Annotated in this window: 22 protein-coding genes; 6 read left to right on the top strand and 16 right to left on the bottom strand. The window is 37.9% G+C overall.

The genetic code is table 11. The features are described 5' to 3' along the window. Positions 1-212: 212 nt before the first annotated feature. The gene (locus AC0VXV_RS04375; protein ID WP_475530505.1) at positions 213-1790 is read left to right on the top strand and encodes a two-component system sensor histidine kinase NtrB; all 1578 of its coding nucleotides are present in this window, start codon (positions 213-215) and stop codon (positions 1788-1790) included. 45 nt (positions 1791-1835) lie between these two features. On the opposite strand, the gene AC0VXV_RS04370 is transcribed toward AC0VXV_RS04375, so the two are convergent. Continuing rightward, positions 1836-3224, bottom strand: coding sequence for an aldehyde dehydrogenase (locus AC0VXV_RS04370; RefSeq protein WP_475530504.1), 1389 nt, complete (start codon positions 3222-3224; stop codon positions 1836-1838). 320 nt (positions 3225-3544) lie between these two features. On the opposite strand from AC0VXV_RS04370, the gene AC0VXV_RS04365 reads away from it, so the two are divergent. Further along, complete coding sequence (locus AC0VXV_RS04365; RefSeq protein ID WP_008403534.1) at positions 3545-3697, top strand: hypothetical protein; 153 nt, start codon at positions 3545-3547, stop codon at positions 3695-3697. 186 nt (positions 3698-3883) lie between these two features. Continuing rightward, the gene (locus tag AC0VXV_RS04360) at positions 3884-4312 is read left to right on the top strand and encodes a hypothetical protein (protein ID WP_475530503.1); all 429 of its coding nucleotides are present in this window, start codon (positions 3884-3886) and stop codon (positions 4310-4312) included. An 80-nt stretch (positions 4313-4392) separates the two neighbouring features. On the opposite strand, the gene AC0VXV_RS04355 is transcribed toward AC0VXV_RS04360, so the two are convergent. From AC0VXV_RS04355 to AC0VXV_RS04310, 10 genes are all read right to left on the bottom strand, one after another. After that, the gene (locus AC0VXV_RS04355) at positions 4393-5217 is read right to left on the bottom strand and encodes an imelysin family protein (RefSeq protein WP_475530502.1); all 825 of its coding nucleotides are present in this window, start codon (positions 5215-5217) and stop codon (positions 4393-4395) included. A 3-nt stretch (positions 5218-5220) separates the two neighbouring features. Continuing rightward, complete coding sequence (srtB, locus tag AC0VXV_RS04350) at positions 5221-5910, bottom strand: class B sortase (protein WP_475530501.1); 690 nt, start codon at positions 5908-5910, stop codon at positions 5221-5223. Between the two features lies 1 nt (position 5911). After that, positions 5912-6682 (bottom strand): ABC transporter ATP-binding protein, encoded by a 771-nt coding sequence (locus AC0VXV_RS04345; protein ID WP_475530500.1) that lies wholly within the window; start codon positions 6680-6682, stop codon positions 5912-5914. A gap of 8 nt (positions 6683-6690) precedes the next feature. Further along, positions 6691-7644 carry a FecCD family ABC transporter permease gene (locus tag AC0VXV_RS04340; protein ID WP_475530499.1) on the bottom strand — a complete coding sequence of 318 codons (954 nt, stop codon included), beginning with the start codon at positions 7642-7644 and terminating at the stop codon, positions 6691-6693. Positions 7645-7778: 134 nt separating this feature from the next. Next, on the bottom strand, positions 7779-8684 hold the full coding sequence (isdE, locus tag AC0VXV_RS04335) for a heme ABC transporter substrate-binding protein IsdE (protein WP_475530498.1): 906 nt from the start codon (positions 8682-8684) through the stop codon (positions 7779-7781). Positions 8685-8887: 203 nt separating this feature from the next. Then, positions 8888-10675, bottom strand: coding sequence for an S-layer homology domain-containing protein (locus AC0VXV_RS04330; protein ID WP_475530497.1), 1788 nt, complete (start codon positions 10673-10675; stop codon positions 8888-8890). 20 nt (positions 10676-10695) lie between these two features. Then, positions 10696-11475, bottom strand: a complete 780-nt coding sequence (gene isdC, locus AC0VXV_RS04325; RefSeq protein WP_475530496.1) for a heme uptake protein IsdC — start codon at positions 11473-11475, stop codon at positions 10696-10698. Positions 11476-11813: 338 nt separating this feature from the next. Further along, positions 11814-12257 (bottom strand): type II 3-dehydroquinate dehydratase, encoded by a 444-nt coding sequence (gene aroQ / locus AC0VXV_RS04320; RefSeq protein WP_475531400.1) that lies wholly within the window; start codon positions 12255-12257, stop codon positions 11814-11816. A 235-nt stretch (positions 12258-12492) separates the two neighbouring features. Then, positions 12493-13128 (bottom strand): thermonuclease family protein, encoded by a 636-nt coding sequence (locus AC0VXV_RS04315; protein ID WP_475530495.1) that lies wholly within the window; start codon positions 13126-13128, stop codon positions 12493-12495. A 20-nt stretch (positions 13129-13148) separates the two neighbouring features. Then, positions 13149-13730 carry a phosphatidylglycerophosphatase A family protein gene (locus tag AC0VXV_RS04310; RefSeq protein WP_475530494.1) on the bottom strand — a complete coding sequence of 194 codons (582 nt, stop codon included), beginning with the start codon at positions 13728-13730 and terminating at the stop codon, positions 13149-13151. 191 nt (positions 13731-13921) lie between these two features. Between AC0VXV_RS04310 and AC0VXV_RS04305 the strand changes: the two genes are divergently transcribed. From AC0VXV_RS04305 to AC0VXV_RS04295, 3 genes are all read left to right on the top strand, one after another. Then, positions 13922-14641, top strand: a complete 720-nt coding sequence (locus tag AC0VXV_RS04305; protein WP_475530493.1) for an alpha/beta hydrolase — start codon at positions 13922-13924, stop codon at positions 14639-14641. 192 nt (positions 14642-14833) lie between these two features. Beyond that, a complete protein-coding gene (locus tag AC0VXV_RS04300; protein ID WP_475530492.1) occupies positions 14834-15349 on the top strand; it encodes a YjcG family protein in 516 nt (171 codons plus the stop codon). A 3-nt stretch (positions 15350-15352) separates the two neighbouring features. Then, on the top strand, positions 15353-15781 hold the full coding sequence (locus AC0VXV_RS04295) for a GNAT family N-acetyltransferase (protein WP_475530491.1): 429 nt from the start codon (positions 15353-15355) through the stop codon (positions 15779-15781). Between the two features lie 93 nt (positions 15782-15874). On the opposite strand, the gene AC0VXV_RS04290 is transcribed toward AC0VXV_RS04295, so the two are convergent. The 5 genes from AC0VXV_RS04290 to spoVAC form a co-directional block, all read right to left on the bottom strand. Next, positions 15875-16123 (bottom strand): stage VI sporulation protein F, encoded by a 249-nt coding sequence (locus AC0VXV_RS04290; RefSeq protein WP_079524802.1) that lies wholly within the window; start codon positions 16121-16123, stop codon positions 15875-15877. Positions 16124-16141: 18 nt separating this feature from the next. Then, positions 16142-16294 (bottom strand): YjcZ family sporulation protein, encoded by a 153-nt coding sequence (locus AC0VXV_RS04285; protein ID WP_340717455.1) that lies wholly within the window; start codon positions 16292-16294, stop codon positions 16142-16144. Positions 16295-16357: 63 nt separating this feature from the next. Further along, on the bottom strand, positions 16358-16732 hold the full coding sequence (gene spoVAE / locus AC0VXV_RS04280; RefSeq protein ID WP_079524798.1) for a stage V sporulation protein AE: 375 nt from the start codon (positions 16730-16732) through the stop codon (positions 16358-16360). After that, on the bottom strand, positions 16729-17724 hold the full coding sequence (locus AC0VXV_RS04275) for a stage V sporulation protein AD (RefSeq protein WP_475530490.1): 996 nt from the start codon (positions 17722-17724) through the stop codon (positions 16729-16731). The genes spoVAE and AC0VXV_RS04275 overlap by 4 nt, the downstream gene beginning before the upstream one ends. Then, entirely contained in the window at positions 17718-18173 is a 456-nt protein-coding gene (gene spoVAC / locus AC0VXV_RS04270) for a stage V sporulation protein AC (RefSeq protein ID WP_079524794.1), read from the bottom strand. The genes AC0VXV_RS04275 and spoVAC overlap by 7 nt, the downstream gene beginning before the upstream one ends.

Genomic DNA, 18173 nt, shown 5'->3' with positions numbered 1-18173 from the left:
CAATATAAGGACTTTGGACATATAATACAAAAGTTCATTTTTCTTATTATTGACTCAATATACAGAATTTAAGAACTAAAATTATAAAGACTCCACTTTGTTCACTTATTTAATTTATTTATACGATATATCTATCATATCAAAATTCGCCATTTATCGACATCATGAATTACTGTATCATTATAGTTAATATTACTTATCCGAGGTGTTTTATGCAGCAACATGAAATTCTGAATAAGCGAAACTTGCTTATGATAATCACCTATATTTTTTCTGCTACCGTATTTGCTGTTGTAATTACTTTTCAACTTTTCAATCACCATCCCGCTTTTTTAATCGTTTGTGTTGCAAGTAGTATTCTGCTCGTTGCATTCTATTATGTTAAATTGTCGCCTAAAACCCTTCAGATAATTTTAATCGTCTGTTGGCATTTACTTGCATTTCTTTTTAACTTTCAAAGTGTAAGCATTATTACCTTTTACGCATTTCTATATATTATCGCTATTTTGACAATTTACGGTTCATCTGTAATCTTAGCTATTAATATATTATTAATTATTTTGGAGATTTTTATGTTATATAAATTATCAATTTTCTCTTTCACATTATTTGGATCACAGGAGCATTTTCTAGTTTTCAGTTTTTTGATTATCATTTGTATTGTTAGTATTGCTCAAAGTTTCTTTATTAAGCATATATGGATGAAGCTGGAGAAAAATGCGATTGACCGCGAATATTATTTAAACTCCAAACACGCCTATTTGAACTTGTTTTTTGAACAGGCAAATGATGCAATCGCTGTTTTTGATTTGGAGGACCGTGTCATTGCCGTAAATCCTGCATTCGAAAAATTGTATGGCTGGACCAAGGAGGAAGCAATCGGTCGTATTCTGCCACTCATTCCACCGGAAAACGAGGAAGAATCAAAACAAAGAAAAGTAGATCTGATGTCCGGAAAGAAATATCATCTGCATGAAACGACCGATATGAGAAAAGACGGCACTTTTTTCGATGCACAAATTTCGTTGTCGCCTATTTTGAGTCCGCATGGTGAAATTATCGGATCGTCTGTCATTTCGCGGGACATTTCCTATATTAAGGAAAATGAAAATCTGATATTAAAATCGGAAAAACTGAAGCTTGTTGGAGAGCTTGCCGCGGGTGTTGCTCATGAAATCCGCAACCCGATGACGGTCATTTCCGGGTATGTTCAAATGATGAATGAAGATCCGGATTCACCTTATTATGAATATACGAAGCTCATTCAAAATGAAACAGAGCGAATTGAATTAATTTTATCGGAGTTTCTTGTACTATCTAAACCTCAAGCAAACCAGTATGCCCCAATTAATTTGGCGGAAGCTTTATCGGAAGTCGTTCAGTTTCTTCAATATGAGTTCCAGTCAAAAACGATTTCCTTGAAAATTATTAATGAGCATTTGAACATTACAATATTAGGAAATAAAAATCAACTGAAGCAAGTATTTATTAATTTATTTAAAAATGCGATTGAAGCGATTAATGAAGATGGTTCTATTACATTGCAAGTGTGCAAAAGTAAAGATGAGAAGGAAATCTATATCCAGATTATTGATACTGGATGCGGTATTCCTCCACATGTACTGGATCGGATATTCGAACCTTTCTATACAACTAAGACAAAAGGAACAGGGCTCGGCATGATGATTATCAATAAAATTGTGCAAGATCATCAAGGATCGATCCAGATTAAAAGCAAGCAGCATGTTGGTACTGAAATATTATTAACATTTCCGATTATGAGAGAGTAATAGAAGAAGGCTTTCCTGATTTCACTTTCGGGAAAGCCTTCTTTTTTATTTCATAATTGTTCGAACAAGCTTTACTTTTTGTTTATACGGAGGATATAGCAAGCTATTTGCCAGTTTATTAGAACGGTGCATAATCGATTTCGGGTGTGTGAAGTTTTCGAAACTTGCTTTTCCGTGGTATGCTTTCACACCTGAAGGTCCTACTCCGCCAAACGGTAAATGAGTATTGCCGACATGTGTAATAACATCATTTATACAGCCTCCGCCAAACGGAAGCTCTTCTAAAAAGTATGCGATGGCTTTTTCATTTTCCGAGAACAAATAAGCACTTAATGGTTTCGGCAATTGACGAATTTCATGAATCGCTTTTGGTAAATTCTCATATGTCATAACTGGTAAAATCGGTCCAAACAATTCATCTTCCATGGAAGGTCGATCCCACGTAATATTTTCCAGCACTGTTGGTTCCATATATAAATCCTCTCGGTCTGTGCGACCACCAAATGTGACAGTTTCCCGTTCATTATCTAAAATTTTCTGCAGACGGTCGAATTGGCGTTCATTAATAATACGCCCGTAATCTTGACTGTGCTGTGGATCATCACCGTAAAATTCTTTAATTGCTTTCTTAAGGAGTCGCGTAAATTTCTTCGCAACGCTTGTATGGACAAGAACATAATCAGGCGCCACACATGTTTGGCCTGTATTATTGAATTTCCCCCAAACAATCCGCTTCGCAGCTACATCCAAACCTGCTGTTTGGTCGACAATTGCTGGACTCTTTCCGCCCAATTCCAATGCAATCGGTGTAAGACGCTCTGCTGCTGCTTTTGCAACAACCTTTCCAACCGCCACACTTCCCGTAAAGAATATATAATCAAATGATGCATGGATTAATGCCGTTACTTCATCCTTTTCTCCTTCTACAACACGTACATATTCAGGAGAGAATACTTCTTCGAGGATTTTCTTCACAATAAATGCTGTATTTTCGGCAGATTCCGATGGCTTTACGATCGCCGTATTCCCTCCGATAATCGCCCCGATCAATGGCTCCATAATCAATTGGAAAGGATAGTTGAATGGTCCAATAATTAATGCCACTCCATATGGTTCACGTACAACATAGCTTTTTGCGGGCTGGAAATGAAGCGGAGTTTTGACAGGCTGTGGTTCCATCCAGCCATTTATATTTTTTAAAAAATAGGAAATACTATCATAAACAATACCGATTTCAGTAGTGAATGCTTCAAACTCACTTTTTCTCAAATCCAATGCTAAAGCTTCTATAACTTGATCTTCGTATTTTTTTATTGTTTCTTTTAATTTTACGAGCTGTTCTTTACGAAATTCTACATCTTTTGTAGCGCCAGTAAAATAAAAAGCGCGCTGATTCTCAATCATTTGTTCAACATCATTTGCAGTAAAATTCATTTTTTTCATCCTTCCCATAGTTAATATCCGTGACCTATACAGAAATCCGGCTTCATTCATCAACGGCTAAAGAAAATAATCATTTTTATTGAATGAAGATAAATGTATGCATAAATTATAGCTGTTCACACATATTAACTATAGTAATAACTACTACAAAGTTTAAAAAATATCCTGCTAAAAAAAGGAGGCATCATGATTAAATTGTCTTAATTTTTAAAGAAATGTTTATAAATAAAGGCATATGGGAATTTCATAACTAAATAAATAATCGAACATAATAAGTAATGTAAAACAATCGTACAAGGAGGCTATATAAAATGATTATTACTGAAACTTGGTGGGGCGAGATTTTTTCCGGGCCATTATCTATTGGATTAAACGAACAGAAAGTTAAACAACTTGAGGATGAATCATTTTTATACTTTGACGAATTTGTTGCTACTATTCCTAATGAAGAACAAAATACTTAATTTTTAAAAGGACTGTCACAATTGACAGTCCTTTTTAGTATTTTTTTGTGGCATAATGACTATATAATAGTGATTATTACGCTAAGTTCATAGGAGGTTATCCTTATTTTAAATAAATTACTGAAATCTATGTTAATCGCCTTACTTATTTTTGTTTGCGCCGTTTCAGTACAATATATTATAAAAATGAAGAATTCCGATCAGGAAGAAACAATCATTGAAGCAAAGGCATCGATGACTCAGGAGCAATTAAAAACTCACACTATGCTGATGTTGACTGAAATCGTGCTGAAACAGTTTGTCGAAAATATAATGCTGAATATCGAAATTATACCGGTTGATGAGAAACAAAATGTTATCGTCTCACTAAAGGCATCAGAATTTCTTAGTGAAACTACATTGTTGAAAGATAGTTATAACTTACTTAACGAAATCCAGCACGTGGAAGAGATAAATAATATTACACTAAAGTGGTTTATGCCTGTTAAAAATACAAATAAGGAAATTTTAACTGTCACTTTTGATGATGAGGCATTAGATGCTTTCAATGAAAATTCGTATAAAGACATTCCTCAATCAGCTACTCAATATATAAAACATGAGCATTTGGATTAAAAAAATCCTTTATATAAAAAGCGGTTCAAACTTTACATGTCGTAAAATTTGAACCGCTTTATTTATGCCTGTTTATCCCATTATTTAATTGAATCATTCATTTGCTGTAGTGCCTTTTCGACATCTGTCACTGCGGTAATGAGTTCCTGTTCTTGTTTTGTCGTAAAGAGATTATAGTTTACGTAATCTTCTTTTCCTACTTCGTAGTATGCTACAATTTTGTTTAATGCTGTAATTGCTTTTGATGCAGCATCTGCACTTTCAGTTGAAACACGAGGTACAAACACTTCCGTTAAATCTTCGGCAGCTTCTGTCTGTGCTTTCACTGCATATACTTCATTTCCTGCAATGCTCGGTGAAGTTAAGCGGTTATTTGCCATATCCTGAAACATAGTCACACCTGAAGCAAGTACATTATTTTCCGACACATCAATTGTCGCAAAATCGGCTTGAAGAGTCTTCACATCGGCAACGAGTTCATCCGCTATTTTTTCGTACCCTGCTGTCTTCTTTTCAGTAAATAATCCATATGCTATACGTTGAAAGCCTGTCGTTTCCTTTTCTTTCCCTTCAACAAGGTCGCCGTTTATTTTTTCGTCAAGCTCCTGGAAACTCGGAGTTAGCGGCTGTAGTCGTTCATAATACAGGGTTACTAACGGATACAGCTTCTGTGCGTCTTCCAGTTTACCTTCTTTAATAGCACTCGCTAAAAGCTCGGTATCTGTTACAAAGCTGTCCATTTGCCCTGTAAAAAGCGATTTAAACTGCTCTGCTTCTGCACTAACATCTATCGTTGTTTCCTGCTGTTCCACAGGCTCTGCTACTTGTTCTTCTTTTTGCCCACATGCTGCCAATACAGAAACAGCAAGTAAAGCAGTCATTAATTTTTTACTGTTTTTCATCATACTTCACCTCTTATTTTCTAGTTCGACTACTTTTGCATGAACGACGAAACGCTCTTTGTCATTTTGTGATGTCGTGCATGTCGACAATGTAACAATTTTATCTGTAGCCGTTGCATGAACTGGCAGTTTTATATCGGAACGCTGCTGAATCTCCTCTAAAAACTGCGTATATGTGTAGTCTGTAAATTGTGTTTCGATATAATAAAAGTCGATCGTTGTTTCATAGGCGGCAAACACTTGCAATGCATAGCGCTTGTCGTTAGTTTCATAGTAAAAAACCGGATGGGCTTCTGCATATGCCTGCTCGCCAAATTTAGGCAAATCTCCGAACATCGTACCATTGCGTAAAACATGCCCGTAAAAAATTGTATGACGGTCTTCCATTACCTCATTGCGAAAATCGGCAAATATGCTCCCACCCCGGCTTTTCTCGTCCAAATAATTATGAGTTAAGTAAAATTCGTTATTATCTCTTTGTAAAACAGGATTATCAAGACGGGTATTTTCCAGTGTGAGCCAGCCGATAATACGATCGTTTTGCTGTTGAATTGTGGCAAGCTCACTTTGTTCGACAATTTGCTGTGCATTTTCAAGCTCTTTTTCCACTTTCTCATAGCTGAAAAAATAACGGATTATAATCCCCGCGCAAATAATCATCACGATGCCACTTACAATTTGAACAAATTTCCGCATATTAAATACTTAGCGGCATCATATATAATCCGAACTGCTCATCTTCATGAAACACGGAATTGACCCCGTATACTTCCTTGATTACTTCTTTTGTAAGAATATCGCGTGGTACACCTTCTGCAATAATTTTACCGGCTTTCATCAAAATAATGTGGTCACTGTAACGGATTGCCTGATTAATGTCGTGGAGCACCATCACAATCGTCAAGCCGTACTGTTCATTCAGCTGCTTTACGAGCTCCAGCAGTTCCAGCTGATAGTATATATCCAAATACGTTGTCGGTTCGTCCAGACAAAGAATTTCCGACTTTTGTGCAAGCGCCATTGCGATCCATACACGCTGGCGTTCGCCACCGGAAAGTGCCGATAAATCATTATGCCGTTTTTGAAGCAGATTCGTACAAGTAAGCGCCCATGTAACAGCCTCCTCATCTTCTTCCGCTCTCTTTCTGAATAATGAAGTATGCGGCATCCGTCCATACATAACAAGCTTCTCCACCGTCAAATCTGATGGTATATCATTTTGCTGATACACAATCGCCAATTTCTTCGCAAACTCTTTCGGCTTATATTCCACCAAGTCCCGATTTTCGAGCGTTGCCTGACCTTCAAGCGGTTCGTTGTTTCGTGACATGACACTTAGCAATGTGGATTTCCCGCAGCCATTCGGTCCTATAATTGTCGTCACTTTCCCTTTTGGAATAGCGGTCGATACTGCATTTAAATGACGGGTCGTCCCGTCATGGGAAACGACTACTTGTTTTATTTCCATATTGGTTGTCACTCTTTTCTAAGTAGGAATATGAGGAATGGTCCTCCGATTATGGCCATAATCGTTGATGCGGGTACTTCCATCGGGCTGAACATTGTACGTCCAAGTGTATCGGCCAATAATATAATAAATGCGCCCAGTAGTGCCGTAAATGGAATTAACACTTTATGATCATAACCGACAAGTCGGCGTGCGATATGCGGCACTAAAATTCCGACAAATGAAATGACCCCTGCCACTACTACAGATGAAGCAGCTAGCATTACGGCAACCGTCGAAATGAGAATGCGTGCAGCTGTTACATTAAAACCGACACTTTTTGCCGTTTTATCGGATAACACGAGCACATTGCAAGAAGCGTATAAAATAAATGCAAGAAGTAAACCAATCGAGCCATATGTAACAATTAACGATACATCATCCCAAGTTTTTAAGGAAAGATTTGACGTAATCGAACCTGTTGCCGATGCACCAAAACTGATCATCGCTTCTGTAAGCCCTGAGAACATGGCATTAATCGCAATCCCGACCAAAATTAACTTTAATGGATTCAGCCCTGACTTCCAGGAAAGCAGAAAAACGAAGAAACATGCAAGCGCTCCTCCGATAAATGCTGCTAGTGGTGTAAAGAAAAATAATGTCGGTACGAAGCTTACGATAAATAATTTTGTAAATGCAGCTCCCGCGGATATTCCGATGAAGCCGGCATCCGCTAATGGATTTCGCATAATCGCCTGCAATAAAACACCGGCAACCGATAGTGCAGCTCCTGCAAATATCGCAACGATGATCCTTGGAAAACGCAAATCCTTAATCGCTGCCATATCCGCATTATCGGCATTGAAGAAATTCGTTATAAAGTCGAAAAATGACATCTGTATGCTGCCTGTTGTCGCTGCGTAAATGATTGTTATAACAAGCAATACAGTGACAGCGATAAAGCTGAAAATTTTTTTGGTCACAGAAAACATCCTTTATATGATGAAAAGCAAAACCTTCCTCAACTTTGCTTTTCCAACATTGTTATTGATAACGAGAACGGGATTTTTTTGTCCCGCCTATCCTCTTCTCCCTGCTTAAGTCTATAAGGCAGGGGCTATGGATAAAATATTTCTACTAGTTCATTGAGCGCTTCCGGTACATTTAATGCTGCTGTCGTACCAAATAATTCTTCTTCTAAATCATATACTTGTCCATTTTTCACAGCATTAAAATGTTTCCAAACATCATTTTTGGCAAATTCCGTATCGAACATTTCAATAACTTCATCCGGCATACCGTGCGATAAACGTAAAATAACGTCAGGGTTTGATGAATATAAATGTTCTGTATTTGAAGGCAAGTATTCTGCATCCTGACCAGCCATGACGTTTTCACCGCCTGCAAGACGTACTAGATCTCCCGCATAGGAATTTTCCGTTGCCACTAAATAACTGCCAGGTACTCCAAGTAAAATGAGTACACGGGGCTTTTCTTCATTACTTGCTGCAACCTCTACCGCATCAATTTCAGTCTGTAGCTCATCATTTAAAGCCTTTGCCTCGTCCACACGGTTGTAGCGTTCACCAAGTGCTGTAATTTCGCCCATCATCGATTCAATACTTGTTAAATCAACAAAATCGACCGGAATTTTCAATTGCTCAAATTTATCCTTTAAATCGTATTCCAATGTTGATGCGGACAGCACTTCCGTAGGATTGAGCGATTTAATGATTTCCGCATCCGGATCCATCGCATTCCCGATATTCGGCAGATCCTCAAATCGTGCCGGCAAATCCTTCACCGTATCCGGAATTGCGACTGCATCAAGATCCAGCCGGTCCAAAATTTGTGCAATGACAACTGTTCCGGCAATAATACGATGCTCCTCTTCAACTGCTGAGGTCTGTTCTGACGCATTATTATCATCAGCGGTATTGGATGACGCTGCTTTCTGTTCACTATTTCCGCATCCCGCAAGTATCGCCATGCTCAGTGCGAGACCGATTAACCACTTCTTCATTTATTTTCCTCCTAGCTGTTTAAACTGAAGTAAAATTTCATCCCCAACTAGATGGAAGTTTAGTTCAATTTAAGCGTAACCTATTAACTGTCCTTGCTTAAAAATAGGATTGGGGCTGTATTAAAAGCTCAGCTTTTAACACAACCCTACCTAAAATAGTATTAGCAATGGCTGTTTGTTATAAGCCATTTACATATCATTAATTATTTCTTTAAACCGTCAACAACAGTTAATGTATTGTTTAGGATTTTTGCCATTTGAGAGCGTGTTAATTTGTTTTCCGGATTGAATTTCCCTTCAAAACCAGAAATAATACCTAATTTGTTTAATTCAGAGATTGCTTTTGATGCTTCCGCTTCTTTCGGCATATCAGAGAATTTTGCTACTTCGCCAGATGCTTTATAGCCATTTTTCTCTAATAGACGGTAAATCATTAAAGCTGCTTGTTTACGAGTAATATCTTGTCCAGGTGCAAATGTGGTAGCTGTTTTACCGTTAATAATACCGTAACCGTTTAATGCATTAATTGCAGTTTTTGTTTCATCATCGTATTTTGCGATGTCAGAGAAGTTCGCTTTTGCCGGTACATCCAGTTTTAATGCGCGATTTAACATTAACGCAAATTGAGAGCGTTTCAAGTTGTTGCCTGGATTGAATTTTTCTGCAGCGATGAAAATTCCTTTGTTGTAAAGGTTAATGATCGCATCTTTGTTACCGTTGTTTGCGATATCTTTAAATGGAACAGTAACAGTTTGTTTACCACCGAACTGTAATTGAACTTTATGAACACTGTCATATTTAACCGGACCTTGGTTTACAGAAAGGTCAATTGTTGCTGTGTAAATTTTAGCAAGATCTGTAACAGAAATTGTGTAAACTTGTACTTTATTATTCTCTACTGTTTCTTCCGATTTTAATGCAACAGTTGCACCCTCCACTTTGAAGTCGTTTACCCATTGACCTTCAGGGAATGTTACATCAACATCATAGCCACCTTCAGTTGCTGTAACTGTTACTGTCTCTTCAAGGTAACGGCCGTGCATGATTGATAATTCGTTTGTTCCATCTTTATATACATAAACTGGTTCTGTTTTTTCTTCCGGAGCAGCAGGTTTGGTTTCAGCTTTAGGTAATTCTAAGTCCGCTGTTTCGATTGCGAAACCGAAGTCATACCATTTATCCATTTTTGCTGCAGGAACAACAACGTGAACCCCTGCATCATGTAAATCACTTATTGATGGAATTTCTACTGTGTAAACGCCATCTTTTTCAGTCGCTTCTTTACCAGCAATTTTAAATCCTGCTACCATTTCTTTTGAAGCTTCTGCAACAGATACTTCTACTGAATATTTGCCATCTTTAACGATTAACTTCGCTTTAGGTGAGAAGTGATTTGAAATCGCTTTGTAATTGCCGATTTTTTCTGCATTGTATGCATCCCAAACGATTTCATATGTACCGTCTGCTACCGACTCAAATGTTTTACCTACTTTGAAAACTTTCTCTTCTTCAACCGGCTTTGTTGTTTCCGTTACTTCTTTAATTGATTTTGCATCAGGTGTTAACGTAACTTTATAATCAACCGGATCTTTACCAACGAAAGTAATTGTCATATTTAAAGTAGCTTCTACAGGAACATAATCTTCAGTTACTGGAATGTTGATGTGCTTTTTCCCGCTATATTCAGCCAATGCAGGTTGTCCTGCCACTGTCACACTATTTACCATTGCTAGTACCGCGTCTGATAATTCAATATTGATATATTGCTGACCATTACGCTCAACTAAATTACCTGTAGTTGGGATAAAACGTTTTAGTGCATCATCCGCCTCAACTTTGAAGTCAATTGTTTTTGATGCTGTTGTAGTTGCCGCTTCTGCTGCCTTCGTTCCTGTAGTTGTGTCTGCAGATACTGCCATTGCAGGTACGATAGCTGATGTAGCAAGTAATGATGCTAATACTGCTTTAGTTGCCTTTGATTTGTTTGCCATTCTTTATTTCCCCTATCTGTCTATATAGTTTTTGTTTTCTTAGTGCGGATGAATACAACGGCTGCTATGAAAAATAAAATAATCGCCATTAACGGTAATTCATCGCTCGTCTCCGGATTTTCTACTACCTCAGAATCTTCAGCTTGCTTCGTTTCAGACGCAATTTCTTCATCTGATTTTGTTGACTCATCTGTCTTTGTTGTTTCTGTTGTCGCTTGCTGATCGGATGAATCTGTATTCTGCTTTTCAGTAGATGGTGCTGGTGTATTTGAAGAAGTAGTATTACTTCCTGACGACTTTGTCGGTGTTTCCTTAGGTGCGGGAGCTGTTTTTGCCGGTTCCTGCTTTACCGTTTCTTTAGGTTCCTCTACTTTCGCTTCAGGTAACCCCCCGCTATTAAATACAAAATCAACACTATAGCTATGATGGTAATCGATATCATCAATGTCGATTTTCATCGCTATTGTCACTAGATTTGCATTGGTAACAGGAAATTGCACTGTACGCTGGTCTGCCGACTCATTTGAGCTGATTACTTTCGCTCCGCCCGGAGGGTTAAACTGCGTAACCCAGCTACTGTTTTTAATCGTAAGCTGCATTGTCATTTTTCCGTTGTTTACAATTAATTTGGCTGGCTTTAAAAAATAGTCATTCGCCATAGATGCCGAATTGCTCCCGGGTTTATTTACTTGATAACTAACATCATATGTACCATCAGCAATCGCTGCGGATGAATTATTGGGTAAAGTAAACGCTACCAAAAAAAGAGCAGCAAAAAATATGAAGAAACTTTTTCTCACACTATTTCTCCTCCTTTTCTATATATTTCAATTTCTAATAGAGAATATTTCTCAATACCACTATATAGCATGCCATAAAATTACCTGTTTCTCAATTGATAATATTCTCATTTATAATAAATTTGCTTCTTTTGATGGCAAACTTCATGAATTTGTCGTATTTGCAACGTCTCAAAATATTACAATCCATATATTTTCAATGAAAAATACAATGCGTTAGAATGCATCGGGAAGGATGCTCTGCAGGGAATATAAATATTAAATTCGAGCGATTTCCATAATAGAAATCGCTTAGTAATTTATCCGAAGTATTTAGGGCAATTTTAATATTTTTACTATTAATTGTTTTTTATTGCTTGTACTGCTGCACGAATGCCCAGCAAATAGCTTTCTTTGCCAAAACCAGAGATTTGACCTGTCACTATATCCGCAAATACAGATTTTTCACGGAAACTTTCACGTGCATGAATATTGGACATATGTATTTCAACTGTTGGACCTGTAAAAATATCTAAAGCATCTCGAATTGCGTAACTGTAGTGAGTCCAGGCACCAGCATTTAAAACAATTGCATCAATGCCGGAAAGGAACGCATCATGAATTTTCTCCACAAATTCACCTTCGTGGTTTGTCTGGAAAGTTTCCACTTCAACATTCAGCTCGTTTGCCAGTTCCTGAATCGTTTGATTAATTTCCTCTAAAGTGATCGTTCCATAATGTTCAGGATCACGTTTTCCGAACATGTTGTGGTTAACACCATGCAACATTAAAACTTTTGTCATCATTCTTCCCCCTTAAAATAAATATACTTCCGAAAGATATAAGTAATTTAAATCCTAAAGATTCTTGCCATACCATCATACCAATCCAGTTAATTTATATACAACCTGCTTCTTCAACATGAGCTAAACGGGAAACAAAATCTTCCTTTATGAGGCAAAACGCAAAAAAAAACGGACTTGAAAAGTTATTTTCAAGTCCGCCTTCATTATTAACAAATTTTTATTTGCATCAGAATTACTTGCTTACTTCTTCCGGATGGAAACCGTCACGCTGTAAATAGTTGTCCTGAGCCCAAATGTTCAGCTCTTCTTGTTCAGCTTGTTGCTGAATTTCCAAAAGCTCATCTTCCAGAGTATCATTCGGTTTATTGACATAACGCACTGCTGCCAGACCTTCACTTAATAAAATTTCATGTAAACTAACACCGTCTACAAAAGCATATGCCAATAACCGGTCATATTTATCTGTCTCAGGGCCTTTATCAAACAAAAGTTGAACTGATTCCGCCTGTTCCAGCAGTTCAATCGTACGTTCCTTTGCCTCTTCTGCGTATGGCATAGGTTCGCCTTTGTTATAGTTCATTTCAGGTGTGTCAATCATAAGAAGACGTACACGCTCTTTTTTACCATCCATTTCGACATTGAATGTATCGCCATCATTGGCATTCAAATATATCACGTCGATTAACTGATTGCCTGTTTTGTCCATCGCAACATCAGTTGTAAGTTTGTATTCTATATTTTGATCCGTAATTGCAGGGGAAGTTGTTTGCTCCGTATTTTTTTTAGGTTCACTAAATGCTAAGTATAAACCTACTGCAATAATAATAGTACCGCTCGTAATTAGCGTTTTTACATCTTTTAATTTCATCGATTCTATTTAAACCCTTTCTAAATGTCCGTGTTTGACTTAGGATTTGGTCCTAATTCTACTGGTGGAATATCTGCGAATGTACCGCCTTCTTCTTCTAAATCGCGCATACGGTGTGCCAATCGTGAAGCTGCACAAGCTGCGATGCTCCCAACTAGATCGTCTAAAAATGTATTTACTGATTCGCCCGCTTTTGTATCAAGCTTTTCAATAATCCCGATTTTTTGCTTATCCAAATGGCCGAAAGTTGTTACGGCAATGCTTCCATACGTAAAAACTGAGCCTAATGCCAAAGTTTCATCAACACCAAACAGTCCTTCATCTGCCTCGATAATTGCTTGAAGCGGTGCCGACAGTAATCTTTTTTCCGCCAGTTCGTCAAGCTCAATTCCGACTAGTACAGCATGTTGCACTTCACGTTTATTTAAAACACGAACAACCGATTGAATACAGTGTTCGATTGTTAAACCTTCATTATATGGTGATTGCATCGTAAACACGATTTCAGCAATATCTTCAATTGTTACATGACGACGTTCCAACGCGTCATAGGTAGCTTTTGTTACTTCGTCTGAGTGTACACGAATATTTTTATTATGCATAAGAAATCCTCACTTCTGTTTATTTTAAGCACTCATTTTTCCCGCATTAACGGTTAATAAGCCTCCTGCATTTATGCGGGAAGTCAACTACCCGTGATTCAAGTTTCACTTTATGGCTTTCTTTATATATTACACCTTTATTTTACTATATGATACAATTTTAGATACATCAAAATACAGGGGTGACAACATTGGAGAGAGGCACAGTAAAAGATGTTACTTTTTTTAGCAATGCATTAAACGAAGAGTTAGAACTACTAATTTATATTCCAGCGAATTATTCTCCATTATATGAATATAACATTTTAATCGCATCCGATGGTAAAGATTATTTTCAGCTAGGGGGCATTCCGCGTCTCGCAGATGAACTGATCGATGGCTATTTAATTGAAAATACAATTATTGTTGGTGTGCCATACAAAAACTATGAAGATCGAAAGAGAAAATATATACCAGCAGGAGATCAATTTGAAGCGTATATGCGGTTTTTGGCACATGAGCTCGTGCCTTATTTAGATGATGAATTTTCAACTACACAAGTCGGCGGTGGTCGTGCATTAATAGGTGATTCTATGGCTGCAACCATTTCATTAATGACTGCATTCCATTATCCTAATATTTTTGGTAAAGCTATTTTACAATCACCTTATGTAGATGAGCTTGTATTACAGGTGGTTAAGGATGCGAAAAATGTCAATATTCTTTCGTTGTACCATATTATCGGCCTCCAGGAAGATCAAGTGGCTTTAAAGGATGGTTCGGTTAAAGATCTCTTAACACCGAACCGTGAGCTGCATCAACTGTTCGTTCAACATGGTATTGATACATTCTATGAAGAATTCAATGGAAATCATACATGGACTTATTGGAAACCTGATCTAAAACGTGCACTAATTGAAATTTTCGGATAATACGGTATGTTGGAAATGTTTATTCACAAATTTTTCTGTTATAATTAAAACAATTACGCCTTGGTGTGGCTGTATCTAGATTTTTGTTATCATTAATAGTTGTATAAATCTATGCCATTTACAGGACGTCTCACATTCATTTAGCACGGTGCTATATGAAATTATTTATAATATTTTTAGGGGGTAATGAATTTGAAATACGGTATTGTTGCTTTTCCATCTAAAAAATTACAAGATTTAGCGAACACTTATCGCAAACGCTATGACCCGCATTATGCTTTAATCACACCTCATATTACGCTCAAAGATGCGTTTGACGCGGATGAATCTGAAATCGGGGAAATCTCCAAGCATTTGCAGGAAGTGGCATCAAGGTTTGCACCTTTACAAATTCACGCCTCTCGAATCAGTTCATTTTACCCGACGACGAATGCCATTTACTTCCGAGTTGAGCCAACACCACAGTTGGAAAATATTCAAAAATTGATTCAGGAAAAAATCAATTTTGGTGCGCCAAAGCATGTATTTGTGCCGCATATTACCATTGCACAAAAAATGAGCGCTTCCGAGCATGATGATATTCACGGTCAATTGCGTATGGTTGGAGTAGATGAAAAAGATTCGATCGATCGTTTCCACTTGCTTTACCAATTGGAAGACGGCTCATGGACAACTTATGAAACATACAAATTGACTGGAGCTGAGTAATACGTGTTTGAAGTAAAACTAGTTACAACTGACGAAGATCGCGAACATGCATTTGCGCTACGTAAAGAAGTGTTCGTCAAAGAGCAAGGAGTTCCACTAAGTTTGGAATTAGATGAATATGATGAGACAGCCGTTCATTTCTTGGTAAATGAAGGTGAAAATTCGATTGCTACAGCAAGACTTCGGGAAGTCGAACCGAAAGTCGGAAAAGTTGAACGTGTTTGCGTATTGAACAACTATCGCGGTAAACGACTTGGCGCATTAATTATGGAAGCTGTTGAACAATACGCAAAGAATGCAGCTTTTGAAAAACTTAAATTGAATGCCCAAAGCTATGCAGTTCCTTTCTATGAGAAACTGGAATACACTGTTACTTCCCCGGAATTTATGGATGCTGGCATTCCGCATCGCGCTATGGAGAAGAAAATCTAATTCTTTTAATCTCATAAAAGTAGAAAAACATCCATTTTCCGCTGAAGAAGATGGATGTTATTCGTATTGTTACGCCACTTTTTAAGTTCCGACTTACCTCATCATTTTCTCGATTTTCGAAAAATCCAAAGATTTACCGTCTTGAATGATTGATTGGACAATTTTATCTTCAAGTTCACTCGTAATCGGTTTATTTGCGAGACGGCTTACTTTTTTCACGATTTTTCGGACTTGTTTTTCATCCGAGAAATCTGCATACGTTAATGCATTTGCAAGCGTCATAATTTCATCGAAATCAACACCGGTTTTGCGCTCCACTTTTTTAAAAAACGAACGATCCATACTGTTTACTTACCTCCCTTAAATAAATGCGCTACCAACGATAATAAGTAAAATAAAGAGTACAACGATCAATACGAATGTCATACTGTTATTACCGCCATAGCCTGGGGAACAACCATAATCACAGCCACCATGTTGCCAACCTTGCTGCTGCCAACCATATCCAGACATACTTATACCCCCCTTTCTATTTTGTAGTGTATGCAAACACTCAAAAAAAAGGAGGGTATTCGTCTAATCTACTTTTCCTTTAGGCTTAAATATTAATGCTGCGATAAAACCAAACAATATTGCAGCGCTAATTCCAGAGCTTGTCACCTCGAACATACCTGTCAAGAGACCAATCCAGCCGTGCTTTTCAGCTTCTGCCATCGCTCCATGTGTCAATGAGTTTCCAAATGAAGTAATTGGAATTGTCGCACCGGCACCGGCGAAGTTTATTAAGGCTTCATATAAATTAAGCCCATCTAAAATTGCTCCTACTACAACTAAAATGGACAATGTATGACCAGGTGTCAGCTTTCCTACATCCATTAATAACTGACCAATTACACAAATTAAACCACCAACGACAAATGCCACTAAAAATGTAAAGCCGATTGTACTCACCCCATCCCGATTTCAATTGCATGTGCTGTGCACGGAATTGACTCACCTTGTTGAAAAGAAAGCGGCGATAAAAGGGCTCCTGTCGCCACTAATAATGCGCGCTTGTAACGACCACTTTTAAATTGTTCCACCATATAGCCGCTATAGACTGCAGCAGAACAACCCGCACCACTCGCACCTGCCAAAAATGCAGTATCTTCACCGTAAAATTCTGCACCGGCATCACGGAATCTTGATAAATCTTCTTTTTTCACACCACTTTGTGCAAACATCGCAATTAAAATTTTCAATCCGATTTTTCCTAAATCACCTGTCATTATGACATCGTAATCTTGTATTGTTTGCGAACGCTTTTTTAAATGTGCCTGAATCGTATCAAATGCTGCCGGTGCCATTGCTCCACCCATGTGAAATGGATCTGTTGCTCCGTAATCAATTACTTTTCCGATTGTTGCTGCTTCTACATACGGTAGCTTCGGCTGATGCTTACCAATTAATACAAATCCTGCTGCTGTTACAGTCCACTGCGCAGTTGCAGGCTTTTGACCTCCATAATCAACCGGATAGCGAAACTGGCGTTCGACCGAGTTATGCTGGCTTGAGGCACCGGCAATAGAAAAATCACTGGCACCCAGTTCTGTCAATAATGAAGCGATAACTATAGAAGAGACAGATGTTGCACAGGCAGAAAAAAGACCGATGAACGAAACAGCCAGTTCCCGAGCTGCAAAGTTTGTAGGTGTCATTTGATTGACTAAATCGCCGCCCAGTAAATAATCAATATCCAAATTATTTAAGTTCGATTTTTTTAAAATAGTCTGACATGCTTCAGAGATAAGCATAGCATTCCCTTTTTCGTTCGAAGCTTTTTGCAACCGTTCGTCGGTCGAAATTTTGTCAAAATACGTTTGGAATACACTTCTTTTTTCCAAAGGTCCCACTACAACACCAGAGGAAAGAATGGATGGCTTTGATTTAAAAACAATTACCACGCCGCGACACCTACCGATACTAGTATTAATTTAATCAAGGTTACAAAAAAGGCCGACACGACCCCAAATAAAATAACCGAGCCGGCAAGCTTGAACATGTTACTGCCGACACCTAATACAAGTCCTTCCGATTTCCCTTCAATTGCTGCAGAAACAACAGCATTACCGAACCCTGTTACCGGAACTGCACTTCCGGCTCCCGCAAATTGGCCTAGTTTACGATATTGTCCGAACCCTGTCAGGAGCATGGCGATAAACACCATTGTTGCCACCGTTGGGTTACCTACAGTTTTTTCCGTAAAATCAAAAAACATCATATAAAAAAAGGAAATTGCTTGTCCTACACAACAAATTACACCGCCAACTGCAAAAGCTTTTAAACAATTGATGGCAAGAGGCGTTTTCGGTGTAATTTGATCTTTTAACGTATTGTATTGTTGCTCTTTCAA

It is taken from the genome of Solibacillus sp. iso_87, assembly GCF_056173085.1.
The sequence above is the reverse complement of the archived record's forward strand: the minus strand, read 5'-3'. Positions and strand labels throughout refer to the sequence as shown.

What these genes read in the sequence shown, in the direction of transcription:
- srtB (WP_475530501.1), bottom strand. Translation starts at nt 5,910, where the DNA reads ATGCGGAAATTTGTTCAAATTGTAAGTGGCATCGTGATGATTATTTGC.
- aroQ (WP_475531400.1), bottom strand. Translation starts at nt 12,257, where the DNA reads ATGACAAAAGTTTTAATGTTGCATGGTGTTAACCACAACATGTTCGGA.
- AC0VXV_RS04375 (WP_475530505.1), top strand. Translation starts at nt 213, where the DNA reads ATGCAGCAACATGAAATTCTGAATAAGCGAAACTTGCTTATGATAATC.
- AC0VXV_RS04310 (WP_475530494.1), bottom strand. Translation starts at nt 13,730, where the DNA reads ATGCATAATAAAAATATTCGTGTACACTCAGACGAAGTAACAAAAGCT.
- AC0VXV_RS04345 (WP_475530500.1), bottom strand. Translation starts at nt 6,682, where the DNA reads ATGGAAATAAAACAAGTAGTCGTTTCCCATGACGGGACGACCCGTCAT.
- isdE (WP_475530498.1), bottom strand. Translation starts at nt 8,684, where the DNA reads ATGAAGAAGTGGTTAATCGGTCTCGCACTGAGCATGGCGATACTTGCG.
- AC0VXV_RS04285 (WP_340717455.1), bottom strand. Translation starts at nt 16,294, where the DNA reads ATGTCTGGATATGGTTGGCAGCAGCAAGGTTGGCAACATGGTGGCTGT.
- AC0VXV_RS04290 (WP_079524802.1), bottom strand. Translation starts at nt 16,123, where the DNA reads ATGGATCGTTCGTTTTTTAAAAAAGTGGAGCGCAAAACCGGTGTTGAT.
- AC0VXV_RS04330 (WP_475530497.1), bottom strand. Translation starts at nt 10,675, where the DNA reads ATGGCAAACAAATCAAAGGCAACTAAAGCAGTATTAGCATCATTACTT.
- AC0VXV_RS04315 (WP_475530495.1), bottom strand. Translation starts at nt 13,128, where the DNA reads ATGAAATTAAAAGATGTAAAAACGCTAATTACGAGCGGTACTATTATT.
- AC0VXV_RS04355 (WP_475530502.1), bottom strand. Translation starts at nt 5,217, where the DNA reads ATGATGAAAAACAGTAAAAAATTAATGACTGCTTTACTTGCTGTTTCT.
- AC0VXV_RS04365 (WP_008403534.1), top strand. Translation starts at nt 3,545, where the DNA reads ATGATTATTACTGAAACTTGGTGGGGCGAGATTTTTTCCGGGCCATTA.
- AC0VXV_RS04360 (WP_475530503.1), top strand. Translation starts at nt 3,884, where the DNA reads ATGAAGAATTCCGATCAGGAAGAAACAATCATTGAAGCAAAGGCATCG.
- AC0VXV_RS04370 (WP_475530504.1), bottom strand. Translation starts at nt 3,224, where the DNA reads ATGAATTTTACTGCAAATGATGTTGAACAAATGATTGAGAATCAGCGC.